General features: G+C 58.4%; 29 protein-coding genes and 1 tRNA gene. 10 read left to right on the forward strand and 20 right to left on the reverse strand.

Going from position 1 to position 26,020, the window contains the following annotated elements:
• Window positions 1-41 precede the first annotated feature (41 nt).
• On the forward strand, window positions 42-338 hold the full coding sequence (locus HUO12_RS05050) for a hypothetical protein (RefSeq protein WP_176271648.1): 297 nt from the start codon (window positions 42-44) through the stop codon (window positions 336-338).
• Window positions 328-687, forward strand: coding sequence for a hypothetical protein (locus HUO12_RS05055; RefSeq protein WP_176272556.1), 360 nt, complete (start codon window positions 328-330; stop codon window positions 685-687). The genes HUO12_RS05050 and HUO12_RS05055 overlap by 11 nt, the downstream gene beginning before the upstream one ends.
• Here HUO12_RS05055 and HUO12_RS05060 read toward each other — a convergent pair.
• From HUO12_RS05060 to HUO12_RS05095, 8 genes are all read right to left on the reverse strand, one after another.
• Window positions 684-1,622: a D-2-hydroxyacid dehydrogenase gene (locus HUO12_RS05060; protein ID WP_176272557.1), complete on the reverse strand. Its 939-nt coding sequence runs from the start codon at window positions 1,620-1,622 to the stop codon at window positions 684-686. The genes HUO12_RS05055 and HUO12_RS05060 overlap by 4 nt on opposite strands.
• The gene (gene cysS, locus HUO12_RS05065) at window positions 1,619-3,109 is read right to left on the reverse strand and encodes a cysteine--tRNA ligase (RefSeq protein WP_176272558.1); all 1,491 of its coding nucleotides are present in this window, start codon (window positions 3,107-3,109) and stop codon (window positions 1,619-1,621) included. Before cysS ends, HUO12_RS05060 begins: the two co-directional genes overlap by 4 nt.
• A gap of 105 nt (window positions 3,110-3,214) precedes the next feature.
• Window positions 3,215-3,853 carry a hypothetical protein gene (locus HUO12_RS05070; protein WP_176272559.1) on the reverse strand — a complete coding sequence of 213 codons (639 nt, stop codon included), beginning with the start codon at window positions 3,851-3,853 and terminating at the stop codon, window positions 3,215-3,217.
• 1 nt (window position 3,854) lies between these two features.
• Window positions 3,855-4,478, reverse strand: coding sequence for a hypothetical protein (locus HUO12_RS05075; RefSeq protein ID WP_176272560.1), 624 nt, complete (start codon window positions 4,476-4,478; stop codon window positions 3,855-3,857).
• 135 nt (window positions 4,479-4,613) lie between these two features.
• Complete coding sequence (locus HUO12_RS05080) at window positions 4,614-5,285, reverse strand: nitroreductase (protein WP_176272561.1); 672 nt, start codon at window positions 5,283-5,285, stop codon at window positions 4,614-4,616.
• On the reverse strand, window positions 5,282-7,117 hold the full coding sequence (gene cobT, locus HUO12_RS05085) for a cobaltochelatase subunit CobT (RefSeq protein ID WP_176272562.1): 1,836 nt from the start codon (window positions 7,115-7,117) through the stop codon (window positions 5,282-5,284). Before cobT ends, HUO12_RS05080 begins: the two co-directional genes overlap by 4 nt.
• A 19-nt stretch (window positions 7,118-7,136) precedes the next feature.
• Window positions 7,137-7,790: a fructose-6-phosphate aldolase gene (gene fsa / locus HUO12_RS05090; RefSeq protein WP_176272563.1), complete on the reverse strand. Its 654-nt coding sequence runs from the start codon at window positions 7,788-7,790 to the stop codon at window positions 7,137-7,139.
• A 59-nt stretch (window positions 7,791-7,849) separates the two neighbouring features.
• A complete protein-coding gene (locus HUO12_RS05095) occupies window positions 7,850-8,545 on the reverse strand; it encodes a DUF4197 domain-containing protein (protein ID WP_176272564.1) in 696 nt (231 codons plus the stop codon).
• 55 nt (window positions 8,546-8,600) lie between these two features.
• Here HUO12_RS05095 and HUO12_RS05100 point away from each other — a divergent pair, with 55 nt between their 5' ends.
• Together HUO12_RS05100 and HUO12_RS05105 are read left to right on the forward strand one after the other, a co-directional pair.
• Window positions 8,601-10,766 (forward strand): primosomal protein N', encoded by a 2,166-nt coding sequence (locus HUO12_RS05100; protein WP_176272565.1) that lies wholly within the window; start codon window positions 8,601-8,603, stop codon window positions 10,764-10,766.
• Between the two features lie 33 nt (window positions 10,767-10,799).
• Window positions 10,800-12,365 carry a cryptochrome/photolyase family protein gene (locus HUO12_RS05105; protein WP_176272566.1) on the forward strand — a complete coding sequence of 522 codons (1,566 nt, stop codon included), beginning with the start codon at window positions 10,800-10,802 and terminating at the stop codon, window positions 12,363-12,365.
• Here HUO12_RS05105 and HUO12_RS05110 read toward each other — a convergent pair.
• Window positions 12,362-12,742, reverse strand: coding sequence for a nuclear transport factor 2 family protein (locus HUO12_RS05110; protein ID WP_176272567.1), 381 nt, complete (start codon window positions 12,740-12,742; stop codon window positions 12,362-12,364). The two genes, HUO12_RS05105 and HUO12_RS05110, sit on opposite strands and share 4 nt — an antisense overlap.
• Window positions 12,743-12,831: 89 nt before the next feature.
• Between HUO12_RS05110 and HUO12_RS05115 the strand changes: the two genes are divergently transcribed.
• A complete protein-coding gene (locus HUO12_RS05115; protein ID WP_176272568.1) occupies window positions 12,832-13,464 on the forward strand; it encodes a glutathione S-transferase family protein in 633 nt (210 codons plus the stop codon).
• A gap of 2 nt (window positions 13,465-13,466) precedes the next feature.
• Here the strand turns inward: HUO12_RS05115 and HUO12_RS05120 are convergent, their stop codons facing one another.
• From HUO12_RS05120 to HUO12_RS05140, 5 genes are all read right to left on the reverse strand, one after another.
• On the reverse strand, window positions 13,467-14,375 hold the full coding sequence (locus HUO12_RS05120; RefSeq protein ID WP_176272569.1) for a CPBP family intramembrane glutamic endopeptidase: 909 nt from the start codon (window positions 14,373-14,375) through the stop codon (window positions 13,467-13,469).
• 59 nt (window positions 14,376-14,434) lie between these two features.
• On the reverse strand, window positions 14,435-15,061 hold the full coding sequence (gene folE / locus HUO12_RS05125) for a GTP cyclohydrolase I FolE (protein ID WP_176272570.1): 627 nt from the start codon (window positions 15,059-15,061) through the stop codon (window positions 14,435-14,437).
• Between the two features lie 241 nt (window positions 15,062-15,302).
• On the reverse strand, window positions 15,303-15,809 hold the full coding sequence (locus HUO12_RS05130; RefSeq protein WP_176272571.1) for a hemerythrin domain-containing protein: 507 nt from the start codon (window positions 15,807-15,809) through the stop codon (window positions 15,303-15,305).
• A gap of 216 nt (window positions 15,810-16,025) precedes the next feature.
• A tRNA-Arg gene (locus HUO12_RS05135) sits at window positions 16,026-16,102 on the reverse strand.
• Window positions 16,103-16,147: 45 nt separating this feature from the next.
• A complete protein-coding gene (locus HUO12_RS05140) occupies window positions 16,148-16,570 on the reverse strand; it encodes a (deoxy)nucleoside triphosphate pyrophosphohydrolase (protein ID WP_269748034.1) in 423 nt (140 codons plus the stop codon).
• A gap of 80 nt (window positions 16,571-16,650) precedes the next feature.
• On the opposite strand from HUO12_RS05140, the gene HUO12_RS05145 reads away from it, so the two are divergent.
• Window positions 16,651-16,836, forward strand: a complete 186-nt coding sequence (locus HUO12_RS05145; protein WP_176272572.1) for a Flp family type IVb pilin — start codon at window positions 16,651-16,653, stop codon at window positions 16,834-16,836.
• A 118-nt stretch (window positions 16,837-16,954) separates the two neighbouring features.
• Window positions 16,955-17,137, forward strand: coding sequence for a Flp family type IVb pilin (locus HUO12_RS05150; protein WP_176272573.1), 183 nt, complete (start codon window positions 16,955-16,957; stop codon window positions 17,135-17,137).
• Window positions 17,138-17,242: 105 nt separating this feature from the next.
• Here HUO12_RS05150 and HUO12_RS05155 read toward each other — a convergent pair whose 3' ends face one another.
• The 5 genes from HUO12_RS05155 to HUO12_RS05175 all read right to left on the reverse strand — a co-directional run bounded on the left by HUO12_RS05155 (window position 17,243) and on the right by HUO12_RS05175 (window position 22,721).
• Window positions 17,243-18,733 carry a M48 family metalloprotease gene (locus HUO12_RS05155; protein ID WP_176272574.1) on the reverse strand — a complete coding sequence of 497 codons (1,491 nt, stop codon included), beginning with the start codon at window positions 18,731-18,733 and terminating at the stop codon, window positions 17,243-17,245.
• Window positions 18,734-18,833: 100 nt separating this feature from the next.
• Window positions 18,834-19,781, reverse strand: a complete 948-nt coding sequence (locus tag HUO12_RS05160) for an acetyl-CoA carboxylase carboxyltransferase subunit alpha (protein WP_176272575.1) — start codon at window positions 19,779-19,781, stop codon at window positions 18,834-18,836.
• 10 nt (window positions 19,782-19,791) lie between these two features.
• The gene (locus HUO12_RS05165) at window positions 19,792-20,673 is read right to left on the reverse strand and encodes a tyrosine recombinase (RefSeq protein WP_176272576.1); all 882 of its coding nucleotides are present in this window, start codon (window positions 20,671-20,673) and stop codon (window positions 19,792-19,794) included.
• 18 nt (window positions 20,674-20,691) lie between these two features.
• A complete protein-coding gene (locus HUO12_RS05170) occupies window positions 20,692-22,536 on the reverse strand; it encodes a hypothetical protein (protein ID WP_232367313.1) in 1,845 nt (614 codons plus the stop codon).
• On the reverse strand, window positions 22,533-22,721 hold the full coding sequence (locus tag HUO12_RS05175; RefSeq protein ID WP_176272577.1) for a hypothetical protein: 189 nt from the start codon (window positions 22,719-22,721) through the stop codon (window positions 22,533-22,535). The genes HUO12_RS05170 and HUO12_RS05175 overlap by 4 nt, the downstream gene beginning before the upstream one ends.
• 38 nt (window positions 22,722-22,759) lie before the next feature.
• Here HUO12_RS05175 and HUO12_RS05180 point away from each other — a divergent pair, with 38 nt between their 5' ends.
• Genes HUO12_RS05180 through HUO12_RS05190 form a run of 3 tightly spaced genes read left to right on the forward strand, consistent with a single transcriptional unit; the run spans window position 22,760 to window position 25,190 of the window.
• On the forward strand, window positions 22,760-23,329 hold the full coding sequence (locus HUO12_RS05180; RefSeq protein WP_176272578.1) for a shikimate kinase: 570 nt from the start codon (window positions 22,760-22,762) through the stop codon (window positions 23,327-23,329).
• Complete coding sequence (aroB, locus tag HUO12_RS05185) at window positions 23,320-24,423, forward strand: 3-dehydroquinate synthase (protein WP_176272579.1); 1,104 nt, start codon at window positions 23,320-23,322, stop codon at window positions 24,421-24,423. Before HUO12_RS05180 ends, aroB begins: the two co-directional genes overlap by 10 nt.
• Window positions 24,420-25,190: a cyclase family protein gene (locus tag HUO12_RS05190; RefSeq protein ID WP_176272580.1), complete on the forward strand. Its 771-nt coding sequence runs from the start codon at window positions 24,420-24,422 to the stop codon at window positions 25,188-25,190. The genes aroB and HUO12_RS05190 overlap by 4 nt, the downstream gene beginning before the upstream one ends.
• On the opposite strand, the gene HUO12_RS05195 is transcribed toward HUO12_RS05190, so the two are convergent.
• Complete coding sequence (locus tag HUO12_RS05195) at window positions 25,187-25,987, reverse strand: LytTR family DNA-binding domain-containing protein (protein ID WP_176272581.1); 801 nt, start codon at window positions 25,985-25,987, stop codon at window positions 25,187-25,189. The two genes, HUO12_RS05190 and HUO12_RS05195, sit on opposite strands and share 4 nt — an antisense overlap.
• Window positions 25,988-26,020 lie beyond the last annotated feature (33 nt).

Consider the following 26,020-nt stretch of genomic DNA (forward strand, 5'->3'; position numbering starts at 1 on the left):
ATCGGACACGGGTTGGTCGAAACCATACTTGAGGGGCAATCATGCTGATCCGCACTGTCGAACAATTCCTCCGCAAACACGATATGGCCGCCACCAAATTCGGGCGCCTTGCCGCTCACGATCCGCGCTTTGTGCTCGATCTTCGCATGGGCCGTATTCCACGCCCGGGCACAGAGAAACGCGTGCGCCAGTGGATGGAAGACTATTCCCCTGACCGTGTTCCCCCGGCGTTCGATGCAAAGACCGCCGGCACAATGGGCTACGAAGTCAAAGGCTATGCTGCCCCTGCCCTTGCGGGTCGCACCAAAGTGCAAGGAGCCTTTGCTCATGCACATTGATATCCCTGAAACGAAGGCAAAGCGGTATCGCGCACGCAAGACGCTGGGCGACCGGGTGCGTGAAGCGTTGCTCTTGGTTGCGGGTTCTGAAGCCAATCTCCTCACCCATGAGGAGACGCCTTGGGCCTCGATTACTTTTGCTGGAACGCGGCACGAGCTGACCGTCGAGTTCAACGGGATAGCAGCGTGCAAAGCGGGTGAGCGTTTTATCGCTACTCTGCCCGATCATGAATTCACCATCCCCAACATGCTGGTGGCCGATGCAACCATCAGCGAAGTGGAATCGAGCTACACGCCGGAACCGCGCATGGTTGTCACTGCGACGCTGCTACTGCTCGAGGAAGCCTAATACCCCAGCTTCGGATCGAAGATCGGCGCGACAGGCTCACCTTTCAGATAGCGGTCGAGGTTCTCAAGAAACCGCTCGGCAGACCGGATGAACATCTTATCTTGCGCGCGGCCGGACAAATGCATTGTGATATGCGCATTGTCGAGCGCCCATAGCGGGTCTTCAGGCGGCAGTGGCTCAGGCGTGGTCACATCCAGAAACGCGCCACCGATCTTCTTGGCTTGCAGCGCTTCGACAAGCGCGGGTTGATCGACCACGGCGCCGCGCGCTATGTTCACCAGCACCGCATCTGAATTCATCGCCGCAAGCTCATCCGCCCCGATCATGCTATCGGTTTCAGGCGTTGCGGGTACAGCGAGGATCACCCAGTCAAAGTCGCCGAGCTTCTCGCGCCATTGATCGGGCGTTAGTACGCCTTCGCCCGCTGTGCGCCGCACGACAGTCACGTCGACATCGAAGGATTCCAATCGCGGCTTGATGAGCTTGCCAATCGCACCATAGCCTAAGAGCAGCGCCTTGCTGCCTGCCAGCTCGCGCTTTCCCGGGCTGTCCTGCAACCATTCCTTGCGGTCTTGTGCGCGGACCACATCGCGATACCCCTTCGCGATGTTGAGCATCCCCATCACGACATATTCGGCAATGGTAATCGCATTGATCCCCGCGCCATTGGTCACTGTAATGTCGCGCTCGATCAGGACATCCATCGGAAGGAAGTCGAGCCCTGCATAGATGGAATTGAGCCATTTGAGACTGGTCGCAGCCCGCAGGGTGTCTGCCATCGCGTCCTGCTCGTACATGTCGAACCAGCCGATTTCAGCGTCCGGCACGACTTGCAGCGCCTCTTCCTTCGTCATGAACCAGCGCACGTCCAGGTTCTTGGGCAAGCGCGGTTCAAGCAGCGGACGGATCAGGCCGGAGATTGCGAGGATTGTCATAATTTCCACTCCCATCCCAGCGGATCGCCGTCCATCACCTCGACTCCCCTCGCAGCGAGTTCATCACGCAAAGCATCGGACGTTGTGAAGTCTTTCTCTGCCCGCGCGGCCTTGCGGCGGGCAAGCGCATCTTCGATCTCTGCTTCTTTAATCTCGGCCGACTTCGGACGGAGGCGCAAGTCCTCACGCTGCAGTTCCAGCAGATCGAGACCAAGCACTGCGTCCATATAGGCAACGACAGCATGCTTCATCGCAGCATCCACTTTCTTTGCCGCAAGCACATCTTCCAGCGCGGTGATCGCCACGGCTGTGTTCAAGTCGTCGGCCATTGCCTCGTTGAATTTCGCAATCGAAGGCGCGAGTTTGGGATGCTGGAATTCCTCAACCGGCGGCAGGCGTTGGCCTTGTTCAGCACCCTTAACCGACTCAGTCAACCGCTCTGCTGCCATCACCATGCGCTTCAAGCGGGTCAGTGCAGCCGTCAGACCTTCCCAGGTAAATTCCAGCTCGCTGCGATAATGCGCTTGCAAGCACATCATCCGATAGCTGAGCGGATGGTAGCCTTTGTCGATCAGCAATTGGAGGCGCAAGAACTCGCCTGCGCTCTTCGACATCTTGCCGCTGCGCTCAACAAGGAAGTTGTTGTGCATCCAGATCTTTGCGCCTGAATTGGTCGCCTCCGACAATCCGCCGCAGCCGCAAAAAGCTTGGTTCTGAGCAATCTCGTTCGGGTGGTGAATTTCGCGGTGGTCGATCCCGCCCGTGTGAATGTCGAAGGGAAAACCGAGCAGCTTTTCGCCCATGACCGAGCATTCCAGATGCCAGCCCGGAGCGCCTTTGCCCCAAGGCGAATCCCATTCCATCTGACGGGTTTCGCCCCCGGGTGTCTTGCGCCAGATCGCGAAGTCCGCCGCGTTGCGCTTGCCTTCAACTGTATCGATCCGGCCTTCGCCTTCCTCGGTCACTGCGCGCGCCAGCCGCCCGTAATCGTCGACCGTTGTCACATCGAAATAAAGGCCGCTCTCAAGCTCATAGCAATGCTTGTCCGCGATGCTTTTCGCGAATTGCAGCATCTCCTCAATGTAATCTGTTGCGACCGACCATTTCGCTGGCTGGCGGATATTGAGTGCCTTCACATCGTCCCAATAGGCCTCGGTATAGTGCCTCGCGATGTCCCAGATGGACTGCGCCTTTTCAGCGGCCATCTTCTCCATCTTGTCTTCGCCTTCATCCGCATCATCGGTGAGGTGACCGACATCTGTGATGTTGATGATGTGCGTGAGCTTGTAGCCGCGCCAGCTGAGCGTGCGGCCAAGCACATCCGCGAAGACATAGGCCCGCATGTTGCCGATATGGGGGTAATTGTAGACCGTTGGACCGCAGGTGTAGACGCGCGCTTCGCCTGCATGGACGGGCTGGAATGGCTCCAGCTGGCGGGTCAACGAATTGAACAGGTGCAATTCGGTAATCGGCGATTGGTCGGTCATTATGCGGAGCGCTTTGCGGGTGCGAGCGCGTGCGGTCAAGCATAAGAAAAGGCGGCTCCGCCATCTGGTAGAGCCGCCTCTTTCTGGTTTTCAGTTAGGCCGAGCTTACTGCGCTGCAGCGAGATCAGTCGAGCGCAACGCGCCTTCGCCCATATCATCGTCATCGACGAGCTTCAGGTTCTCACCCTTCTCGACAAATTCCGCAGCATCGCTGGGTGAAAGGTCCGGACGACCCGACATGAAGCCCATCTTGATGCGGCATTCAACGAACTGCGTTTCGCCTTCTTCAACCAGCAGCGTGATCGCGTCTTTCTTCTCGTTCTTGACCCAGTAATCCTGCTTGCCTGGCTCAGCTGCGACAATCACATATTTACCAGCGCCAAGCGACGAGATCTTGGTCTTGTCCTTCTTAGTGCCCTGATTGATCGTGCAGCCCATCGCAAAGCCCATGCGGGTCGAGCGATAGAATACGATCTGGCCTTTGCCTTCCGGTGGCAGCGGAATAAAATGCGGAGAGCCTTCCGGTGTGTGATTGGCGGGGCCGGCTGGTTCTTCCATCACAGCTTCAGCGGCATCTTCCATCGCTTCGGCCGCGCCTGCCATGGCTTCGCCCACATCGGTCATAGCCTCTTCCGCAGCTTCGACCGCTTCTTCAGCCTGAGCTTCCTGATAGGCAAGCGCCGGTCCCGTCAGGCCAAGCGCAAGCGCTGCCGCACCCGTCATCGACAATGTCTTGAAATTCATACTACGTCCCTTCCCTGCAATCAGCCGCCTCGGCATCATCTGCTTGAGGCAGCAAAATCTCTGTGTCTTCTGCAAGCTTTGCGCCTGCCAGCGTTCCTTCAGCAACATCGACATTCTTGCCGCGCACGAGGAACCCAACGGGTCCTGTCGCGATCGCAAGCCCGGTTTGCGCTTTGCCGGATAAACCAAGCTTCAAGCTGCGCAGCGGAATGCGCTGTTCGCCAAAGTCTATGTAATTCGCGGTCAGGATGAGCTCGCCGCCTGCCCCGCTGCCGCCCGCTTTCTTGGCATGGATCACTTCCCCCAGCCCCTGTGTTCCGGCGGGGATGACCTCTACTCCCTCTGCCATGACCGGCTCTGTGACCGTGATCGGGAAAGTGTCACCGGTGTTGCTGGTTTTGCTGCCTTGAGCTGCGTCGATGCTGATGTAAACCGGTGTCAGCTTGGGGAGCGTGACAAGGCGCGACTGCGGCTTTTCGCAAGTGTCTTCGACCGCTTCGGCTTGGGTCACATCTCCGGCCTCGCCGGATTGAATGGCGGTTTCAGCGTCCGCTTCCTGCGCGCTCAATGAAGCAGCGCTCGCCAAAGCAATCAGCACGATGCACGCAATCGTCGGCCCATCCATAGACCTCAAAAAGCTCTTCATGTGAGAGTTTCGACCCCTGTAACGACGCTCTTGAGGCGCCTTCCCATCCCTGCGCACAGTTTAGCAGCCTCGCAAAGGCGCACAAGAGCTAAGTAACTGGGGTCTAACGGGCTCCTACCACCCCTCCCAGCGTATGCTTTCGCTGATGTCTGCGCGCGGCACGTCGAACTGGTTGACTGAAGCATCGGGATCGCGATGGCCGATCGCAACACCGCAAAAGAAGATATGATCTTCCGGGATTTCGACCACTTCGCGGATTTGCGGCGAGTAAACCGCCCAAGCCTCCTGGAAACAGGTGTCGAGCCCTTCCTCGCGCAGCAGCAGGCCAATCGTCTGGAGCCACATGCCGATATCCGACCATTGCGGCGGGCCCATATATTTGGGCGTGTGGATCAACATGAGGACAGGCGCGCCAAACGCGCGGAAGTTCTCTGCAAACCACATCAGCCGCTTCATTTTGTCTTCGCGCGGAATGCCGAGCGCTTCGTACAGCGCTTCGCCCACGCCAAAGCGGCGCGCCTCATATTCGCCGTCGAGCTCAGGCGGATAGATGTTGTATTCTGGCGCATGAACGTCGCGCCCTTTGGGGAATTCCTTGGCAACTCGCGTAAAGAGCTTCTGCATCGGCTCGCCAGTCAGAACCACCGCGTTCCACGGCTGGGTGTTGCCACCAGATGGCGAACGCTGCGCTTTCTTGAGCACGCGGGTCAGGACCTCGCGATCAACCGGCTGGTCGGTGAAACTGCGGACAGAGCGTCGGGTGGCTACAGCATCGGATACGTTCATCTGCGACCTCGTTTTTCGTCCTCAAACAGCTCCGCAAGCTGTTCCATGATGGTGCCGCCAAGTTGCTCCACATCCATGATCGTCACCGCGCGGCGATAATACCGCGTCACATCGTGGCCAATGCCAATTGCGACCAGTTGCACCGGGGAATAGCGCTCAATCCATTCGATCACCTTGCGCAAATGCGCTTCGAGATAACCTGCGGAATTCACGCTAAGCGTTGAATCGTCGACCGGTGCGCCGTCCGAAATCACCATCATGATGCGCCGATCTTCCTTGCGGGCAACAATGCGGTTGTGCGCCCACATCAGCGCTTCACCGTCAATATTTTCTTTCAGCAGGCCTTCGCGCATCATCAGGCCGAGATTGCGGCGCGCGCGGCGCCATGGCTCATCGGCCTTCTTGTAGACGATGTGGCGCAGGTCATTGAGACGGCCAGGTTCAGGCGGCTTGCCATCGGCAAGCCATGCTTCGCGGCTCTGTCCGCCCTTCCATGCACGCGTCGTAAAGCCGAGAATCTCGACCTTTACGCCGCAGCGTTCCAATGTCCGCGCGAGAATATCCGCGCTGATCGCTGCAATGCTGATCGGCCGGCCCCGCATTGAACCCGAATTGTCGATGAGCAGCGTGACAATCGTATCGCGAAATTCGACATCGCGCTCGGTCTTGTATGCAAGCGCAGTGCCCGGCGAGACAATCACGCGCGGCAAGCGCGCCGCATCGACAATCCCGTCCTCCTGGTCGAAATCCCAACTGCGGTTCTGCTGAGCCATCAACCGCCGCTGCAAACGGTTGGCGAGCCGCGTGACGACGCCTTGCAAGCCTGTCAGCTGGCTATCAAGATAGGCGCGCAGCCGGTCGAGCTCTTCGGCATCGCACAGCTCCGTCGCGCCGACTTCCTCGTCGAAACGCTCAGTGTAGGCCTTGTAGTCCAGGCCATCAGGAATATCGCCTTGCGGGCGATTGGGCCGCGCAGGCATGGTCGCCGCATCGCCTTCATCGCCTGGCTCGCCGACGGCCATCTCATCGTCAGCGGACATTTCTGTCTCGCCTTCCGCATCACCTTCACCTTCCGCCATTTCGCCAGCCATCTCGGCTGCCTGCGGATCGCCATCGCCGGCGTTCTCGTCGTCGCCCTCGCTCTCGTCAGGACCCTCTTCGTCCTCGCCTTCATCTTCGCTTTCACCTTCATCAGGTGCGTCGGTGGGTTGAGTGAGATCCAAATGCTCAAGCAAATCGAGAGCGAGCCGCTGAAATGCGGATTGATCGTCGAGACTGTCAGCCAGCGCAGCGATATCACCGCCGGTTTTCGCCGCGATCTCTTGACGAACCAGCTCCAACCCTGAGCGCGCGGCTTCAGGTGAAGCCTCACCCGTCAGTTGCTCGCGCAGCAGCAGCGAGAGCGCAGTCTGCAAAGGCACATCGCTTGCCTTTGTCGCGCGCGTAATCGCATCGCTCGCCAGCCGCATATCGAGCGCTGCGCCGAGGTTCTCTTTAACACCGCCATATTCCTGCGCGCCAATGGCTTCGTAGCGCACTTGCTCGATTGCATCGTAACACGCACGCGCAGTCGCTTCAGGCGGCGCGCCCTTGCTGTGCAGCGCAGCGTTGTGATGGAGTAGTTTGAGCGAGAAACTGTCCGCAAAGCCGCGCGCTTCGGCCACCTGCTCTTCCGGCAGGTTGCGCCCCGGCAGCGGAACGCGGAAATGCTTGCCCGCCGAGGAAGGCGCGTCCGCGCTCCAGGCCACCTCGACATCAGCTTCGCGCGCAATCGCGCGGCTCGCGCCAGTCAGCGCGTGCTTGAGCTTATCAAGAGGCGTTTCTTCAGACATTAGGTGGGATCAATGACGGTTAGATAATGCTCTGGCCAGTCTTTTCCCAGTCTTTGAGGAAGCCTTCGATGCCTTTGTCGGTCAGCACATGATTGAAAAGCTGCTTGATGACTTTCGGCGGTGCGGTCATGACATCCGCACCGATCAGCGCGCTTTCCAGCACATGTGTGACGTGCCGAACCGATGCCACAAGGATCTCGGTATCGAACAGATAGTTGTCGTAGATCGTTTTGATGTCCTCGATCAGCTCCATGCCGTTGAAGCCGTTATCATCATGCCGTCCGACAAATGGCGAGATAAAAGTCGCGCCCGCTTTCGCCGCGAGAAGCGCTTGATTGGCAGAAAAGCAAAGCGTCACATTGACCATCGTCCCGTCACTGGTGAGCGCCTTGCAGGTCTTGAGGCCGTCAATCGTGAGCGGCACCTTGATGCAGACATTGTCCGCGATCTTGCGCAGGACTTCAGCCTCTTTCATCATCGCCTCGTGATCGAGCGCGACCACTTCTGCGCTGACCGGCCCATCGACGATATCGCAAATTTCCTTTGTGACTTCCATGAAGTCACGACCTGATTTCGCGATCAGCGAAGGATTGGTCGTAACGCCATCGAGCAAGCCTGTCGCAGCCAGCTCCTTGATGTCGTCAAGTTCAGCAGTGTCAGCAAAGAATTTCATGGATAAGCGCTCCCGGGAATCGATTCCCGGTTAGCATTACCCAAGCATGGCCTGCGCGGCTAGAGCGCGGCGCCGGCTCCAAACACGCCAATCAACAGCGGATCGTTGGTCGAGCGCGGATCTCGGCGGATCGCCTCTTCCTCAAAGCCAATCTCTGTCCAGATCGCATCGTTGACGTTGCCTGCCAGCCGCTGAGCGATCACGCCCACATCAGTGCCGGTCAGCCCATTGATGAGCTGTGCCACCAGCGGATCGGAAGCGACTTCTATCGCCCGGCCAAGCTCGGGGACCATCGCTTCGATGAGCTGTCCGCCCATCTCACCTTGTAGGAATGCGGTTGCAGCCCGCGGTCCGCCTCTCACCAACGCCTCGGCATTTTCAATCCCGATCACGCGCACGGCATCTGCAACCAGAGGCGCGGCGCGGTAGGAGCCTTCGATCGCGATATCCGCAAACGCCTCGTTCAGGCGATCCTTGAACAGCGCGGAGGTGAGAATATCGGACAGCACATCACCGCGCGTGCCGAGCAGACTGGACAATCCAACTTTGGCAACTTGATCGTCCCAGAACCCGTCCGCCGCCGTAAGGCGCGCGAACGCATTTTCGCTTGAGACAGTCAACAACCGCCGTATCGCTTCGGTAAGGCTGAAGCCCGGGAGGCTTTGACAGGCAGGCAAGGCGAGCACAGTCGTTCCTGCCAACAGTCCGGCCATGACTTTACGGCGCGACGCAGTTTCGTTCAAAATTCCGGACATTTCCAATCTCCTCACCTTGTCGGGCCTAGCATGCCGCGCCCATATTGTCAGTCACATGAACCGCATCCGTGTCCTCGTTTTCAATGCTGCTTTAGGCGCGCTCGATTACCGCGTGCCGGATGGCGTAGCAGCGCCTCCGGGCTCGGTTGTGATCGCACCGCTTGGACCACGCCAGATTACCGGGATTGCTTGGGAGCCTGAGAAGCTTCCCGCCAAGGAGGTGCCCGCGGCAAAGCTGCGTCCGATCCTCGAGGTGCTGCCAGTACCGCCGCTTTCTGCGCCTTTGCGACGACTGATCGAATGGACCGCAGACTACTATCTCGCGCCGCTTAGCGCGGTCGCACGGATGGTCATTTCTTCAGGCGGCGCGCTCAAGGGCCCTGCAACAATGACCGAATACCGGCTGACGGGTGAGCTGCCGGATCGGATGACACCGCAAAGAAAGCAGGCGCTTGATGCGCTCATCGGCGAGCAAGCGACCATCCGCGAACTCGCCGGCATCGCAGGCGTGTCGGAAGGCGTGTTGCGCGGAATGGTGGGCGCTGGGCTGATCGAACCAGTCTCCGTCGCGATTGACCGTCCCTTCCCGCCTGCTGATCCCGATCACGATCAGCCAGAGCTTTCGTCCGATCAACGCGAAGTTGCGGACAGGCTGGTGGAAGCGGTCAAAGCCAAACAGTTTGCGCCTTTCCTGCTCGATGGTGTGACAGGTTCGGGCAAGACCGAAACCTATTTCGAGCCTGTTGCCGAAGCAATCCGTATGGGCCGCCAGGTTCTGGTGCTGCTGCCTGAAATCGCGCTTACCGAAAACTTCCTCAACCGGTTTGAAAGGCGCTTCGGCGCCCAACCAGTGTTGTGGCATAGCTCGCTCAAGTCGACCGAGCGGCGGCGGGCATGGCGTGCGATATCGGAAGGGACTGCGCAAGTGGTGGTCGGCGCGCGTTCTGCGCTGTTCCTACCCTACAAGAACCTCGGGCTGGTCGTGGTCGACGAGGCCCACGAAGTCAGCTTCAAGCAAGATGATGGCGTGCGTTATAATGCCCGAGATGTCTCTGTAATGCGCGCGCGATTTGAAGGCTTCCCGGTCGTCCTTGCCAGTGCGACCCCAGCCCTTGAAAGCCTCCAAATGGCGGAAAGCGGCATTTACGAAAAGCTCGACCTGCCAAGCCGGTTTGGCGGTGCGCAACTGCCGCATATCGACACTATAGACCTCACCGAGGAGCCGCCCGAACGACAGCGCTGGCTTGCCCCTCGGCTTGTCGCGGCGCTGGAGGATCGCCTCGCGAAAAGCGAGCAGTCGCTGCTCTATCTCAACCGACGCGGTTATGCGCCGCTGACGCTTTGCCGCAATTGCGGGTTCCGCTTCAAATGCAAAAGCTGCAGTGCATGGCTGGTCGAGCACCGGCTGTCGCAAAGACTGGCCTGCCACCATTGCGGGCATGAGGAAACGCCGCCTGAGACCTGCCCTGAATGTGGCGAGCCTGATTGCCTTGTCGCCTGCGGTCCTGGCGTGGAGCGGATCGCGGACGAGGTACGCGAGCTCTTTCCAGAAGCGCGCATCGCAGTCGCGACGTCAGACACGCTCGGATCGCCTGAACGCGCGGCGCAATTCATCGCCGAGGCGGAAAGCGGCGCGGTCGATGTTATTGTAGGCACGCAGCTGGTCACGAAAGGCTTTCACTTCCCCGAATTGACCTTGGTCGGAGTGGTCGACGCCGATCTCGGCCTGGAGGGCGGCGATTTGCGCGCTGGCGAGCGCACCTATCAGCAAGTTTCGCAAGCCGCGGGACGTGCCGGACGCGGAGCGAAGCCCGGCGAAGTCTTGATCCAGACACGCCACCCCGAAGCCGCCGTCATAGCTGCGCTGGCCAATGGCGACCGCGATGCGTTCTACGCCGCCGAAACCGAAGCAAGACGTCATGCAGGCGCGCCGCCTTTCGGTCGCTGGGCTGCGATTATCATTTCGTCAGAGGATGACACAGAAGCACGCCAGGCTGCTGCTCGCTTGGGTGATGCCCGGCCTTTCCATGATGACCTGATGATACTCGGCCCGGCCCCTGCCCCGCTAGCGCTGCTGCGCGGCCGCTATCGCTATCGCTTTCTTGCTAATGCTCGGCGGAGCGTCGAATTACAAAAGATCCTTGCCGACTGGCTCGCGGGCCAGAATTTCCCACCCGGCGTGCGGGTGGGCGTAGATATCGATCCGTACAGTTTCGTTTGAGGCACTAATCACTGGCTCGCTCATTGATCGGGCATGGCCAAAAGCAATCCCATCCTTGTCCCCATTCTCGGCGATCAGCTGACCCGCAACCTTGCCAGCCTGCGTGGGCGGACCAAGGACGACACGGTCATTCTGATGATGGAAGTCTGGGACGAAGCGACCTACGTCAAACATCATAAGCAAAAGATCACGCTGATTTTCTCTGCGATGCGCCACTTTGCAGCCGAGCTGGAAGAGGCTGGCTGGCAGGTGGACTATGTCAAGCTGACTGACGAGGACAATGCGGGCAGTTTCACCGGCGAAGTTGCGCGCGCTGTCGAAAGACATGATCCCCGTGCAATCCATGTGGTCGAAGCGAGCGAATGGCGCGTTCAGCAGTCAATCGAGGAATGGCCGGACAAGTTCGCATGCGAAGTCGAAATCCTGCCAGATGACCGTTTCTTATGCAGCCACGCCGAGTTCAACGAATGGGCCGATGGCCGCAAGCATCTGACGATGGAGCATTTCTATCGGGAGATGCGCAAGAAGACCGGTCTGCTGATGCGCGGTGATGGCAAGCCCGTTGGCGGCGAATGGAACCTCGACAAGGAAAACCGCGAGCCGCCGAAGGGTGAAATGGATGCGCCGGAACGCGCTAAGTTCGAACCAGATCAGATCACGCGTGAAGTGATCGAACTCGTCGAAAGCCAGTTTGGCGATCACTTTGGATCGCTCGAGCGCTTCGAATGGCCGGTCACCCGCGAGGAGGCCGAGGAAGCCGCAGACGCCTTCTTCGCCGAGCGGATCGAAAAGTTCGGTCCCTATCAGGATGCAATGGTTCACGGGTCTGACGACCTTTACCACTCCATGCTTTCAACCAGCATCAATTGCGGCCTGCTCGACCCGCTTGAACTGTGCCAGCGAGCGCAGCAAGCCTACGAAGACGACAAGGCGCCGCTCAACTCCGTCGAAGGCTTCATCCGCCAGATCATTGGCTGGCGCGAGTATATTCGCGGCTTCTATTGGTATTTCATGCCAGATCTTGAAAGCCGCAACGCACTCAATGCGCAGCGCGGCTTGCCTGAATTCTACTGGACCGGTGAGACCGACATGCGCTGCATGGCGGACTGCATTCGCTCAACCCATGAGAACGCGCACGCACACCATATCCAGCGCTTGATGGTGCTCGGCAATTTCGCGCTACTGGCCGGAATCAATCCGCGCGAAGTGCAGGACTGGTATCTTGCTGTCTATGCCGATGCCTATGACTGGGTCGAGATGCCCAATGTAGTCGGCATGATCCTCTATGCCGAGGGCGGCAAGCTTGCGACAAAGCCCTATGCGGCATCGGGCAATTACATCAACAAGATGAGCGATTACTGCAAGGAATGCAGCTACTCTGTCAGCAAGAAAACCGGCGACGGTGCCTGCCCCTTCAACCCGCTCTACTGGCACTTCATGGATCGTCATCGCGACCGGCTGGAAAGCAATCACAGGATCGGGCGAATCTATGCCACCTGGGACCGGATGGGCGATGAAAAGAAGCAGGATTATCTGACAAGTGCGGAGGAATTCCTCGACTCTCTCACCCCTGCGGCAAGCGGTTGGGCCCGTGATTAGCGCGCGCCAAGAGCTTTCAGCAGACCTGCTGCGCCAGCTGTATCGACATATTCGCGCAAGACCGTGATCCGGTCATCTTTGACCTCCCCGACAACGCAGACCATCAAGTCAAGCTCGCTGCCATCGGGCAAGGTGCCGCGCACCCGGTGCTCTTCGACAAAGCCGGTGTCCGTCGCTGTTCGCACTGTTTCTTCATAGCGAAAATCAGGCACGAGCGCTTTTACGGCCGCTGAGAATTGCAACAGACTATCGCGATCCATGGCTGGACCACCGTTTTGCGAGCCGCGGAAGCTGTCCGCGCAACAAGCCTTTGCGCCCTCAACATCACCCTGCGCCACAGCGGCGAAGAATTTCTCGGCAAGATCAATGGCTGTCATGCCGCGATCCTACGGCGCAACAATTCGCTCGACAAGCCGCCTGCCGCCCGCAATGGCTAAACCGAGCTACAATCTGGGAGCCTTCGATCATGCTGACTGTCCATCACCTTCGCATTTCCCAATCGGAACGCATTGTCTGGCTGTGCGAGGAACTGGGCCTTGAGTACGAATTGAAGCTCTATAATCGGGATCCAGAATCGCGCCTCGCTCCACCAGAGTTGAAAGCCATCCACCCGATGGAAATCGCTCCGGTCATTCAGGACGGCGATCTGGTTCTCGGCGAGAGCGGCGCGATCATGGATTACATCGTCGGCAAATATGCGCCGGACACAGAGCTGGTCCCTGGTCCTAACAGTCCCGACTTTGCGCGGCATTTGTATTGGTATCACTTTGCCAATGCGACGCTCATGACCAATGGCATGATGATGATCGCGGTGAACGCGGTCGAGGCCGAAATGCCGCCGCCCCTCATGAAGCGCGTGACGAACGCGTGGTCACATATTGAGACAGCGCTTGGCGAAGCAAACTATTTTGGTGGAGCGAGCTTTACGACGGCGGACATCATGCTTGGGTTCTCGCTAACCACTGCGCGCGCCTTCAACGATATGAGCGTCGATCACATGCCCAATCTCAAGGCCTGGCTCAAACGGATCGGTGCGCGCGACGCTTACCAGCGCGCTATGGCCAAAGCAGAACCGGGATTTCCGCCTAAGCTCGATTGATTTCAGTTGGCGTCCGCGAGTGCAGCTTCGCGAGCGAGCCTGCGCCTAACCCACCAGGGCCGCATCAGCTCGCCTTTGCGGATAGCCGCGACGAGGATCACGACGCCAACGAACACGGTCATGAACAGTCCCACCAGTGACGCTTCTAATCCGAACGCACCGCCAGAAATCAGTTCTGCCCCGGTCGGCTGGGTATCCAGAATGCCGTCAACATCGTTGCCTGACACAGGCACATCCCACACGAAGCCCTGAGTGACGTTCCAGCCGAAATGAATTCCTATCGGGAGCCAGAGCGAGCGTGTGAGCATGTATGCGCCGCCCAACAGTATTCCGGCACCAGCTGCAATCGACAGCGAACTCAAAAGCGTCGCATTGTCATTCGCTGCATGACCAAAACCGAAAAAGGCCGACGTCAGGACAAGCGCAAACCAGCTGCCGCCGAACTCTTCAAGGTAACGGAAGAATATCCCTCGAAAGATGACTTCTTCGACAAATCCGGCCTGTAATCCAGCGAGGAAAAGCAGGGATATCCATGAGGTCATCCCTCCCCAGCCCAAAACTTCGTAGCCGCCCAGCACGTAAACGATCGCAAAGATCAAGCTCATCAAGCCGGCAGCGCCAAGCGTCCCAAGCGCCAGATCTTTCGGAGCCTCTCCCCAAACCAGATCGTCCCGTCCGAGCTCACCCAAATGCGTGATCACATACTTGCAGAGCAGGATTGAGAGGACCGTTATAACGACAGCGCCGATAGCTCGCGCGTGAAGCGGTTCCATTCCATCGAGCAATGCTTGTAACCCGTACCCGGTCGCGAACAGTACGCCACCCATGATCAGAGTGGCGACAATCAGCGCGATCAGCGGAAAGTCCCAAATAGCACGCCAGAGCGGTTTGTTTTGTGATGCCCCATCCATCACCGCGTCCTATCATAGGATCGTGGCGCCACAAGACGGCTATGTGGATAGATTCTTGCTCAGCCGAAGCCCATCAAGCTCATCACTTCCTTGCGGCTGCGATGATCTTCGAGGAAGCAGCCCATCATGCGGCTGGTGAGCATCTCCACTTCGTGAACTTTCACACCGCGGCCAGTCATGCAGCCGTGCTCGGCTGAGATCACGACGGCAACACCACGCGGTTCGAGATGGTCCCAAATACACTCGGCAACCTCAGCGGTCAGGCGCTCTTGCACCTGAAGCCGGTTGGCAAAGCCGTGGAGCACGCGTGCGAGCTTGGAAATGCCGACGATCTTTTTGTCCGGCAGATAGGCGATATGCGCCTTGCCAGTGATCGGCGCCATGTGGTGCTCGCAATGTGACTGGAAAGGAATGTCTTTCAGCAGTACGATCTCGTCATAGCCGCCGACTTCCTCAAAAATCCGACTGAGGTGGATCGACGGATCTTCCTGATTGCCTGAGCAATACTCAAGCCAGGCGCGACCAACGCGCTTCGGAGTGTCGAGCAAACCTTCACGGGTCGGATCATCGCCGGCCCACCGGATCAAGGTGCGGATAGCTTCTTGTACATCTTCGGGCACGTCAGGTTTGTTCAAGGGATTCTCCGGATCAAACTCATTATGATCATGCACGTTCATGTAGTTCATGGCTATCGCTTTCCTGCTGCCTGCGCACCGCGTAAATCACTACTGTGGTTCGGGAGCGCATTTTAGACTTTGCGGGGCAGAGTTGAGCCCACGCTTTTTCGTGAATCCCGCGTTAAGAACCGCCCAAGGGTGAATGCGTTCCAACAAGTCACTGCACAATCACGAAAAAAGCCCGGACCACCATGTCTTGTGGTGCACCGGGCCTCTTAACTAGTGAGCTTCAGAGCTCAGATCTCTCGCCTTATTCCTTGGCATCGTCTGCCGCTTCTGGCGTGACTTCCGCCTCAGCCTTTTCCTTCGCCTTCCGCTTCTCGAATACTTTGGTCATGTGCCGCGTGTCTTCGTCGGTCATATGTTCGGCGAAATCGGGGAAGTGATCCTCTTCCTCTTCCTCGATGTGGTGACGATAGCGGTGCGCGAATTCCTTGAACTTCTGCAGCCATGCGCTTGAGGACATGTCCGTCGCGGCGAGATCATTGAGCATTTCGTCCAATTCCTGGTGCTCGGCCACTGAGTGGCGCGTCTCATCCGTCGTTGGCGGCTTGCGCATCATTGTGGAATACACGGCCTGCTCTTCTGCAGCGGCGTGACCCTTTAGCTCCTTGGTGAGCTGGGTGAAAAGCGTCTTGCGCTTTTCGCTTTCGCCGGTCGTTTCAGCGATCCTGTCCAGCAAGTCGCGATGCTGGTCATGGTCTTCTTTCAGTCGGTCAAAAATCTTTGGTGTCGTCTGCTCTGCTTGAGCGGTCATGGTGTCTCCTTGATTTTTCTTACATAAATTCAATGACTCAACATGAATTCGGTTCCGAAAAACCTGCTGACAACTGGTATTCGAGTAGAGCGATACGCGGAGACGAAGAGTGCATTTGCCAATATATCTTTGTCGGCATCCACCCTCACAGGGCTTATCCGACAGGCCGATGACCCAAGCAAAAAAGGGACCGACCCGAAGGCCGATCCCTTTTTATGGCGCGCCAGGAAGGATTCGAACCTCCGGCCGCCTGATTCGTAGTCAGGTACTCTATCCAGCTGAGCTACTGGCGCGCGTAGAGCGGCGCTATTAGAAGCAGCCGACAAACTTGGCAACACCTAACCGCTGTGTTTTTGCGCAAGGCTTTCCAGCAAGACCCCATCAAGCGGCGGCTTGGGCAAGTCTCGCATCTGGTTTAAGCTGAACCAATCAATGGATCCGCCTTCTTGCGGATCGGGCGTACCGGTCCAGCGCATGCAAGTGTAAAGCTGAATGACAATTGCGGGCTGCGCGCCATCAGATGGCGCCTCAGCCTTGCCCGCAAGCGCGAGATCCGCTGGCTGGATCACAATCGCCAGCTCCTCATTCAACTCACGAATCAGTGCAATTTCAGGGGTTTCGTCCGATTCGACTTTGCCTCCAGGAAACTCCCACAGCCCGCCATGATGCTTTCCAGAAGGTCTTCGATGCATCAGCCAAAGCCCCGATTCCGCCCGTAACGCGCCCGCAACCACAAGCATCTCTGTCGGGATTTTTTCCAACTTTGTGGCTCCTCTCAACACTTTCTTAACGCGCTCAGCCGAAAAGCAGTTTCATCAGGAACGTATCAACAGGTGATTCCATGAAACTGAGCAAGACCCTGAAACAGTTTGTCCGCGATGAACGTGGCGGAACTGCGATTGAATATGGCCTGATAGCCAGCCTTGTTGTGATCGCTTCTATTGGAGCGTTCGATGCTGTGGCCAACGAGAACAACGGTCTTTGGGCCGTGGTTGAACGTGAAGTCACAGAGAACATGGGCGATTAAGCAATTAGAAAGGGTCCGATTTAGGAATTTCTCAATTGCTGCGGGTTAGACCGCAAATGTCTGTTCCGGAATATTTGGAATGGACACGGGTACCGAAGACTGAACTTGGAGACTTATAATGACTTTCATCAAGAAGCTTTACGCTGACGAGCAGGGTGCAACTGCAATCGAATACGGCCTTATCGCTGCTCTGATCGCTGTTGCTGCGATCACTGCAATGGGCAGCCTCGGTGACGAGCTGAGCACCACCTTCTCGACCGTTGCTACGGAAATGGGTGACGCGAACACTGTTACGCCGTAATTTTCGGCTTAACGTCACGCTTAAAAGACGGCGGGGTCCCACGGGACCTCGCCGTTTTTATTTGTGCGCTTGAGATAGTGAGCGCTTGATATACCCATACGCGCCTCAGCGTGCGCGAACGACCAGCTTCACTTTCTGTCCGGCGCGCAACTGATCGGAAGAGCTCAATCCATTGAGCACCCGGAAGCGCGCTTCCTGCGCATCGTCATATGCCATTCGCCGCGCTAGACCCGATACAGTGTCGCCGCTTCTGACAGTCACAACATCAATCGCGCGCGGAATAACTGCAGCCGCTTCGCTGGAACTGACCCGGCGCATCGAATTAAACATCGAAGAAAACGTCCCAGAACGACCTGCAGGTGTGATCGTCATAAAGTGATAGGCACGGTCAGGTGCAAATTCATAAGCAAACACAACCACATCAACCTGGCTGTTGCCATTGTTTACCCGCGCCGTACCGTAAGCCGCGGGTAGCCCATTGACGGTTGTGCGCTGCAAATCGCTCGGCGCCAACTGCCTTTCTTGACCACCGAGTGCGGTGAATTGTTCACGCACATAGCGTGACAGATCACCGCTGTAAGGAGCGAGCGTGAGTTGTGCGCGTCCCGCTTGCCCCTGAATTGAGACGGCACGCGTCCCATTGACCATGTAGAACCCTTGCGGGGCGCTAAAAGCGAAACGCAATTCAGGATGAATGAAGGTGTTGCCTTCAATCACACCTTGCTCGGGATCATCGCCATAGAGAAGGCCATCGATCCGCGTGAGGAAAGTGTCACGATTGGTCACACCCGTGCCAAGCGGCTGAGCTTTCTGCAAAGCGGTCTGCACGCGGCTCGCCGGATCAGGGTGAGTCGAAGCCCACTCCGGTACGGTCGCGTTTCCGCGTCCCATCAATTGCGCATCGAGGCTGTTTTGTGCAGCAAGACTCGACAATACCGTGCCCATTGCCCGTGGATCGTAGCCAGCCGAATCGAGATATTGGATACCAAGATCATCTGCCTGTAGTTCTTGCGAGCGCGAAAAGCGCAAAGTCAGCAATTGCGAGCCCTGCAGAAATCCCCGCGTCAGAGTATCGCCAAGACCGCTGTTCCCTAGCAGAACGCCAGACAGGATGGCTCCCGCAGCGCCCAGGATCGAATTGCGCTGCGCCGCTTGCTGACGGCGTTGCGAGTGACGCGCAGCGACATGAGCAACCTCGTGCCCCAGGACGCCGGCAAGTTCTGCCTCATTATTCATAAGACCGACCAGCTGCCTGGTCGTGTAGATATAGCCGCCGGGGATAGCGAAAGCGTTGTTCACTGAACTGTTGAGCAAGGAGACTGTGAAACTTTCCTGCGCGTTGCCCAGCCCTGACCGTACAGCAATATTCTTGCCGACGCTCTCAACATAGGCCGCTTGAGGACCGGACATCGCACCACCGAATTCCGCCAAAAGCTGCGGATGGTACTCCGCGCCTTGAGCAGCCTCGCTTTCGGTAATGGGTGTCGACGTGCTGGGCACCTCACCACCCATACAGCCCGTCAAAGCGAGAGCGATTGGCGCAACCGCAGCCAATGTGAGTGATTTCTTCGAAAGCGGCTTTTGGCGTTGCTTCATTGAGGCCTCTCCTGCCTGATTTGGCAGCGTCCACCCACGCTGCGCTCTGTGATCAAAGCGCAGTGTAGCCATGCAAACACCATTCCTGCAATATCAAGGGCTAAGAAGCGCCAATCTGAAGGAACCGCTCCTCGCGTTGACGACGCAGTTTGTCGATGGAAAGGCCATCGAGCTTGCTCAATTCTTCATGGATGGCCGCAGCGAGCGATTTGGCCGCTTTCTCATGATCGCGATGGGCACCGCCGACCGGCTCCGCGACAATGCGGTCGATCACTCCCAAACGCTTGAGCTGCTTAGCTGTAACGCGCATTGCTTCGGCTGCGTCCGGCGCTTTTTCTGCTGTACGCCAGAGAATCGAAGCACAGCCTTCAGGCGAAATAACCGAGTAAACGGCGTGTTCCAACATAAGCACGCGTTCTGCACTGGCGAGCGCGACTGCTCCACCTGATCCGCCCTCGCCTACAATCGTTGCGACCATAGGCACTGGCAGCGCGAGACAGGCTTCGGTTGAGCGAGCAATAGCTTCTGCCTGGCCGCGCTCTTCGGCTTCTACGCCCGGGAATGCGCCAGAGGTGTCGACCAAGGTCACCACCGGCAGTGCAAAGCGCCCAGCCAGGTCCATCAGACGGATCGCTTTGCGATAACCTTCCGGCTTACCCATCCCGAAATTGTGCTTCAGCCGGGACTCGGTGTCATGGCCTTTTTCATGACCGATCAAGACGACCTTGCGGCCATTCAGGCGCGCAAAACCACCAAGGATAGCGTCGTCGTCGCCATAGTAGCGATCGCCGCCCAGCGGGACGAAATCCTCGAACGCATGCTCGACGAAATCGCGAAAATGCGGGCGCTGTGGATGACGCGCGACCTGAGTCTTCTGCCAAGGCGTGAGAGAAGCGTAGGTGCTTGAGAGCAAGTCAGCGCTCTTTTTCTCAAGCCGTTTCAGCTCTTTAGTGATGTCGACCTCGTCGCCTTCTGCAGCAGAACGCAGTTCTGCAATCCGCTCTTCAAGCTGCGCGACCGGTTTCTCGAATTCGAGATAGGAAATCATGCAAGTTGCGCTAGTCGGATGTGCGCGTCTGGGCAAGAGGATGCCGTGCATTCACCAGTGCAACAAGTCGCGCGGCATCCACATGCGTATAGATCTGAGTGGTCGCGATATCCGCATGACCAAGCAACGTCTGCAGCACACGCAGGTCTGCTCCGCCTTCGAGCAAATGCGTTGCGAAGGCGTGGCGCAGCACATGCGGACTGATGCGTTCAGGCGCGATATCAGCCCGTGCGGCAAGCTCTTTCAACATCTGGAAAAGGCGCACCCGGCTGAGATGTTTCGCGCGCGACGGAAACAGAAACGGCGAATCCGGCTGATCGCGTACCGCCAGCCATCGCGAAAGCGCATCGCGCGCCCGCTCACTCACCGGGACCATGCGTGCCTGCCCGCCCTTGCCTGTCACGGTGAGAAAGGGGGCGTCACGCGGTACAGCGGAAAGTGGCAATGAAACCAACTCGGTAGCGCGCAATCCTGAGCCGTAGAGCAATTCCAGCAATGCGAGCATGCGCACTGGCGCCGAACGCTCGCTCGCTGCTTCATCCTCTGCACGCTCGAACAGCCGCTCGATTTCCTCATGGCTGAGGATCTTTGGCAGGGGACGGCGCGCGACAGGCTTTGGCAAGGCGCCGGACGGATCGTCCTTGCGCCAGTTCTCTTCCATCGCAAAACCGAAGAATTGGCGCAGAGCGCTCGACTTGCGCTGAACTGTAGATGGGGCGAGACCGGACCAGATAGACGAGAGACGAGCGACTTTATCGCGAGATACCGTGTCCAAATCGCCGATGGCTTCTTCAGCGCCATCGAGATCACGGCGATAGGCTGCGAGCGTGTTGGCCGAAGCACCACGCTCCGCTGCCAGCATGTCCAGAAAAGCATCGGTTGCGACAGACATATCTGCCCGCCTTTCGCCTTAACCGCGTGCGATCGATTCAGCGGCAATCATCCGCGCTTCTGCCGAAAGGCCAACCCGGTTCAGCGCTGATACGATATGGTAGAGGTGCAGCGGCGTCATCTTGTCCCAGCCCTCGCCTTGCATACCGAGGCCCGCCAGCATCGCGACAAGCGTCGGGTTGTCGACAGCTGCTGCCTTCGTGATCATCAGTGTCCAGGCATTCTGCCGGCCAAGATCAAGTTCGATGCGGTCTGTAAAGTCAGCCAAGTCTTCTTGATCGATCCGGCCAAGCGCTGACAGCGAAGCCAGCAAAAACGCGGACCGCCGGTAGTCTTCGCTACCGTCATCGTCGATAAACCCGTCAACTGCTTCGCGCTGCATGACAACCGTGCCCGGCCTCGCTAGCGCCAGCATTGCGCCTGCAGCACTTTCAGCAGGAACCACACTCGCCCACGTCATTGCATCTCGATCGAGGCCCGCCGTAAGCATGGAGGCGACCAGCGCATCGGCTGCATCCGCATACGCCTCTGATGGTGCAAACCGCGCCGCTGCAAAGGCGGTCAGGACATAACGACCGTAGTCGTTGGCCGCGTCTCCGCCCCAGACTTTTTGCATCGCAGCAAGACGCTCGGCAGCAGAAGCCGCGACATAGGCGTTTCGCAGGGTCACTGCGCGCTCTGCAGCTTCACCTTCGCTCCGGTCGTCAGCATAAATCTGGCTGTAAAGATCGACCATCGCAGTGGACGAGATAATTCCGTCACGCGCCGCTCTGTCCGCCCCTTCGGCCCGCAGATCAAGCGGCAGCATCGCCCCCGTTGCCCAAAGCCGCTGATAGTATGGCCCTGCACTTTCGAGCAGCGCGTCTGGCAAAGGCTCTCCAACTGCATTGGCAAGCGCGAACCGCCATGGATTGAGCTCGGAAACCTCTTCCCATTCGATGTCCACCGCACGCCGACCATTACCCGCCGCGCCCGCATAGCGCTGTGCGAGAAGCACATCGATCCGCTCGTTATCTTCAGAACGAAGCGCGCGATCGAGCTGAGAACTCGCCCGCGTGCCTTCGCCCGCATAGGCATTGCAGATCGCCTGAAGCATTGACCAGCGCGCATCACCTTCGCGCGATCCCTGCAAGCGCACCGCCGGGCAAGCGCCCACAATATCGGCCGTGGCGACATAGGCTTCCAATGCCGCATCGGTCAGCGCTTCATCCCAATTTCCGGTATCGACATCCTGCACCAGCGCGCGGGCGGCAGCATATTCGCCCATCGCATTAAGACTGCTCGCTCTTAACGCGGCAAACTCGACCGGGTTCATACCGTCGGGTGCTGCCAGCCTGCTCGCCAAAGCGCGGCGCATAAGGATGTGCCCCCAACGCGAAACCAGCGGTCCATCGGCACCTTTGAGGATAGCGCGGACCAATGAAGCGGGTTGCCTCGCAAGTCCGGCAGTCGGCAAGCCGCCTTCGCTCGCGTCAATGACACCGACCTGCCCCATACCCCGCCGCGCTGCTGGCGGAATGTCATAGCTTGGCGTCAGCCCGAGCAGCTGGTCCAGCTCATCGCTCGACATTGCTTCCAGCTCTTCAATGCTGGGAATGCTGGACATGTCGATATCGCCCAAGCTCGGGATAGCAGGCGCGCTCGGGATTGGCTGCACAACGGGTCCGGAAACCGTCGGAGCCGCAGGATCGGTTGTAGCCGGAGCTTGGGTTGGTTGCGCAGTAGGCGTGGGCGTCGGTGCCGGGTCATCAAAGCCAGGAGGCAAAAGCGATTCCGGTGCGTCCTGCGCGAGCGCAATGCCAGCACCCAGAGCAAGCGTTGCTGCGGCAGTCAAACCCAAATATTTCGCCGACATTCGGCTCATTGTGTGCCCTCCGGCAATTCCACTGGCTCGCTAATCGGGCGCAGCGGTTCCTCACCGCCATCGATATAGGCGACCACAACGAGGATGCTCAAGAGGACAAGCAGCCAAACGACAATTCGAGTGCGCAATCGCCCACTAGGAGGCGTGCCTTCCATTGGCAGAATGCGGTTTTGCTTACGCGCCATATTGCGCCCGCCCTACCCCATCTCTAGGCAGAACGGCAATGAGTGATGAAGCGAGTTCTCTCGATCCTGCACGGATTGCCGACATTGCGAAACGGCTGGACCGGCCAGTTGTGCTGGTCGGGCTCATGGGGGTCGGGAAATCGACGGTCGGACGGCGGCTCGCAAACGCCGTGTCACGCGACTTTGTGGACGCGGATGAAGCGATTGAAGAGGCCGCTCAGCGCTCCGTCAGCGAGATATTCGAAGAATTTGGCGAAGCCTATTTCCGCGACGGAGAGCGCCGTGTCATCGCACGGCTAGTTGAGGAGGGGACCGGGGTGATCGCGACTGGTGGCGGAGCATTCGTCGATGCAGAGACCCGCGCGCTTATCCTCGATAGCGCCATTGCGGTCTGGATCGATGCTGAACTGGAAACACTTGTTGAGCGCACCGGCCGAAGGAACACACGCCCGCTTTTGCGGAATGGCGATCCGGCTGAGATATTGGGACGTCTGCTGACAGAGCGGCGCCCGCATTATTCGCAAGCGCAGGTTCGGGTAGTCAGTTGTGACGGCCCGCATATGCGCACTGTCGATGCAATTCTGGAGGAACTCGACACATGGCTGTGATCCCTGTGGCCTTGGCAGGCCGCGAATATGAGGTGCGGATCGCGCGCGGGCTGATCGAACAGCTTGGCAAAGAAGCAGGCAGTTTCCTGCGCAAGAAGACTGTCCCGATTGTCACTGACTCCAATGTCGCGGCATTCTGGCGACGCGCCGTGGAAGACGCTCTGGAGGACGCAGGTCACATCGCCAGCTGGCATGTCGTAGACCCCGGTGAAGGCGCTAAGAGCTGGCAAGGATTGGAGGCGCTCACCGACTGGATGCTCGCAGAAGGAATCGAGCGCGGCGACCATGTGATTGCTCTCGGTGGCGGCGTCGTCGGTGATTTGACCGGGTTTGCTTGCGCGATCCTCAAGCGCGGCTGCGGCTTTGTCCAAATCCCTACAACTCTGCTCGCACAGGTCGATTCCAGTGTTGGCGGGAAGACAGCGATCAATACCGGCGCAGGCAAGAATCTGATCGGCGCGTTTCATCAGCCTTCACTGGTGCTCGCCGATCTGTCGCTATTGGAGACCCTCCCGGCACGCGAAATGCGAGCAGGCTATGCCGAAGTGCTCAAATATGGTGTGCTTGGTGATGCAGATTTCTTCGCTTGGCTGGAAAGCATGGGGCCGCGCGTACTTGGACGCGATCCGGAAGCGCTGGAAATGGCGGTAGCCAGCAGTGTTGCTGCCAAAGCAAGGATCGTGGCCGAAGACGAGCGCGAGACGACTGGCGTTCGCGCTCTGCTCAATCTTGGACACACATTCGGTCATTCGCTGGAGGCACAGACAGGTTTTTCTGATCGGCTCCTTCACGGAGAAGCTGTCGCGCTCGGCATGGTGCTCGCAGCACGCTATTCGGCGCGGCGCGGAGAGATTTCCAGCGAGGACGCTGAGCGGGTTGCTCGTGCGGTGGCAGGAGCGCAGCTGCCATCTGAAGTTTCCGAATTGGGATTGAATTGCGGTGGTCATACGCTTGCGGACCATATGCTGCACGACAAGAAAATGGATGTTGGCACGCTGCCTTTCATTCTCCTGCGCAGCATTGGCGAGGCCTATCTGGCCAAGGATGTTGAATTGGCGGACATAGCCGCTTTCCTCGATGAGCAGTTGGTATGACCCGCTTTATCGATCTGTCCATCCCGATCACCAATGACGTGGTCTCTGACCCGGAAGTGATGCGGCCCAAAGTCACTTACATGACTCATGAAAGCACGTGGGAGCAGATCGCGATGTTCTTCCCGGGGCTCGAGAAAGATGACCTGCCGGACGGCGAAGGCTGGGCGGTCGAGATGCTGGAACTGTCCACGCATAACGGCACGCATATGGATGCGCCGTGGCATTACCATTCGACGACGAATGAAGGCGCCAGCCCTGCGCCCAGCATTGATGAAGCGCCGCTCGACAGGTTCTATCGTCCGGGCGTGAAACTCGATTTTTCACACTTGCCGCATGGCCACGTAGTCACTGCAGCAGAGCTCGAAGATGCGTTCGCGAAGATCGACTATGAACTACAGCCGCTCGACATTGTGCTGATCCAGTCAGGAGCGGTCTACGGCACAGAAAACTTCACTGACCAAGGCGTAGGGCTCGGCGCAGAGGCAACGCTCTGGCTAACCGAGCGCGGCGTCGAAGTGGTCGGTACCGACGCGTGGAGCTGGGATGCACCCTTCAGCCACACCGCCAAACGCTGGGCGGAGACGCGCGATCCATCGATCATCTGGGAAGGCCACAAGGCAGGCCGCATTAGGCCTTATTACCAGATAGAGAAGCTCACAAATCTGGCCGCGCTTCCGGATCACGGCTTTATGCTCAGCTGCTTCCCGATAAAGATTGAACGCGCCAGTGCGGGATGGATCCGCGCGGTCGCGATGGTCGAGGACTAAAGCCAGCCTGCTTCACGCAGTTCTTTTGCGCGGGTGCGGCTGACTGGAACCTCCTGTCCGCCAGCTAGCTCCAGGACGACCTTGCCGTCTTTCCGCGTATCTCGTGCGACTGCATCACGCGCCACCCACCAGCTGCGATGCACTTGCGCACCTTGAACCGTGCCTGTCTCCGCAATCGCATCGCCGAGCCGCATCAAAACCATCTCCGAGCCGAGATCGGTGTGCACGCGAATATAATGCCCTTCGGCTTCGATGGCCTGCAACTTCGCGCTTCGTAGAGCTGGCGGCAAGCGTTCCATCAGCGAGCTGGTTTGAGGCAATCGGGAACTCGTCTCGCCTGATTCTGCGAGCATGCGGCCAAGCCCTATTCGTAAACCCACGAAGGCAAGACTGATGATCAGCGAATTAGCGAAATGGATGGGGATCATTGATAGCGGCGCCCACCCGCCGAGCGAGTTTGCGATATAAGCCACCGGCGTCATCGCTGCCGCCAAGGACACCGAGAATATTGCGAGCCAGCGCCACACCGGCGAAAGCGAAAACCGCGCTCTCAGCAAAACTGCTTCAATCCCGATCGCAAGCAGGACTGCGACCGCAAACAGACTACCCCAGAAGATCAGCCGCGTCGTCAAATCCAATTGATAGCTGTTCACTGCGCCCAAAAAGGCCAGCAGCAAGCAAAGCAGCGCCGTTGCTATCGGCCAAGCGAGCCAAGGACGCGCCACAACCCATGCATTTCGCGCTTCGTGAACGGTCGAACCGCGCATTTCATGCATCGCTTCAGCCGTTTCATTCATAATCGCTAGGCATCCTTATCTGGCGGAGCAATT

It is taken from the genome of Altererythrobacter lutimaris (genome assembly GCF_013371495.1).
Taxonomy (GTDB): Bacteria; Pseudomonadota; Alphaproteobacteria; order Sphingomonadales; family Sphingomonadaceae; genus Erythrobacter; species Erythrobacter lutimaris_A.

Bases quoted from the DNA above. Each gene is read 5' to 3' on its own strand.
- HUO12_RS05050 (WP_176271648.1), top strand. From the start codon at position 42: ATGCTGATCCGCACTGTCGAACAATTCCTCCGCAAACACGATATGGCC.
- HUO12_RS05055 (WP_176272556.1), top strand. From the start codon at position 328: ATGCACATTGATATCCCTGAAACGAAGGCAAAGCGGTATCGCGCACGC.
- HUO12_RS05060 (WP_176272557.1), bottom strand. From the start codon at position 1,622: ATGACAATCCTCGCAATCTCCGGCCTGATCCGTCCGCTGCTTGAACCG.
- cysS (WP_176272558.1), bottom strand. From the start codon at position 3,109: ATGACCGACCAATCGCCGATTACCGAATTGCACCTGTTCAATTCGTTG.
- HUO12_RS05070 (WP_176272559.1), bottom strand. From the start codon at position 3,853: ATGAATTTCAAGACATTGTCGATGACGGGTGCGGCAGCGCTTGCGCTT.
- HUO12_RS05075 (WP_176272560.1), bottom strand. From the start codon at position 4,478: ATGGATGGGCCGACGATTGCGTGCATCGTGCTGATTGCTTTGGCGAGC.
- HUO12_RS05080 (WP_176272561.1), bottom strand. From the start codon at position 5,285: ATGAACGTATCCGATGCTGTAGCCACCCGACGCTCTGTCCGCAGTTTC.
- cobT (WP_176272562.1), bottom strand. From the start codon at position 7,117: ATGTCTGAAGAAACGCCTCTTGATAAGCTCAAGCACGCGCTGACTGGC.
- fsa (WP_176272563.1), bottom strand. From the start codon at position 7,790: ATGAAATTCTTTGCTGACACTGCTGAACTTGACGACATCAAGGAGCTG.
- HUO12_RS05095 (WP_176272564.1), bottom strand. From the start codon at position 8,545: ATGTCCGGAATTTTGAACGAAACTGCGTCGCGCCGTAAAGTCATGGCC.
- HUO12_RS05100 (WP_176272565.1), top strand. From the start codon at position 8,601: ATGAACCGCATCCGTGTCCTCGTTTTCAATGCTGCTTTAGGCGCGCTC.
- HUO12_RS05105 (WP_176272566.1), top strand. From the start codon at position 10,800: ATGGCCAAAAGCAATCCCATCCTTGTCCCCATTCTCGGCGATCAGCTG.
- HUO12_RS05110 (WP_176272567.1), bottom strand. From the start codon at position 12,742: ATGACAGCCATTGATCTTGCCGAGAAATTCTTCGCCGCTGTGGCGCAG.
- HUO12_RS05115 (WP_176272568.1), top strand. From the start codon at position 12,832: ATGCTGACTGTCCATCACCTTCGCATTTCCCAATCGGAACGCATTGTC.
- HUO12_RS05120 (WP_176272569.1), bottom strand. From the start codon at position 14,375: ATGGATGGGGCATCACAAAACAAACCGCTCTGGCGTGCTATTTGGGAC.
- folE (WP_176272570.1), bottom strand. From the start codon at position 15,061: ATGAACTACATGAACGTGCATGATCATAATGAGTTTGATCCGGAGAAT.
- HUO12_RS05130 (WP_176272571.1), bottom strand. From the start codon at position 15,809: ATGACCGCTCAAGCAGAGCAGACGACACCAAAGATTTTTGACCGACTG.
- HUO12_RS05145 (WP_176272572.1), top strand. From the start codon at position 16,651: ATGAAACTGAGCAAGACCCTGAAACAGTTTGTCCGCGATGAACGTGGC.
- HUO12_RS05150 (WP_176272573.1), top strand. From the start codon at position 16,955: ATGACTTTCATCAAGAAGCTTTACGCTGACGAGCAGGGTGCAACTGCA.
- HUO12_RS05155 (WP_176272574.1), bottom strand. From the start codon at position 18,733: ATGAAGCAACGCCAAAAGCCGCTTTCGAAGAAATCACTCACATTGGCT.
- HUO12_RS05160 (WP_176272575.1), bottom strand. From the start codon at position 19,781: ATGATTTCCTATCTCGAATTCGAGAAACCGGTCGCGCAGCTTGAAGAG.
- HUO12_RS05165 (WP_176272576.1), bottom strand. From the start codon at position 20,673: ATGTCTGTCGCAACCGATGCTTTTCTGGACATGCTGGCAGCGGAGCGT.
- HUO12_RS05170 (WP_232367313.1), bottom strand. From the start codon at position 22,536: ATGAGCCGAATGTCGGCGAAATATTTGGGTTTGACTGCCGCAGCAACG.
- HUO12_RS05175 (WP_176272577.1), bottom strand. From the start codon at position 22,721: ATGGCGCGTAAGCAAAACCGCATTCTGCCAATGGAAGGCACGCCTCCT.
- HUO12_RS05180 (WP_176272578.1), top strand. From the start codon at position 22,760: ATGAGTGATGAAGCGAGTTCTCTCGATCCTGCACGGATTGCCGACATT.
- aroB (WP_176272579.1), top strand. From the start codon at position 23,320: ATGGCTGTGATCCCTGTGGCCTTGGCAGGCCGCGAATATGAGGTGCGG.
- HUO12_RS05190 (WP_176272580.1), top strand. From the start codon at position 24,420: ATGACCCGCTTTATCGATCTGTCCATCCCGATCACCAATGACGTGGTC.
- HUO12_RS05195 (WP_176272581.1), bottom strand. From the start codon at position 25,987: ATGAATGAAACGGCTGAAGCGATGCATGAAATGCGCGGTTCGACCGTT.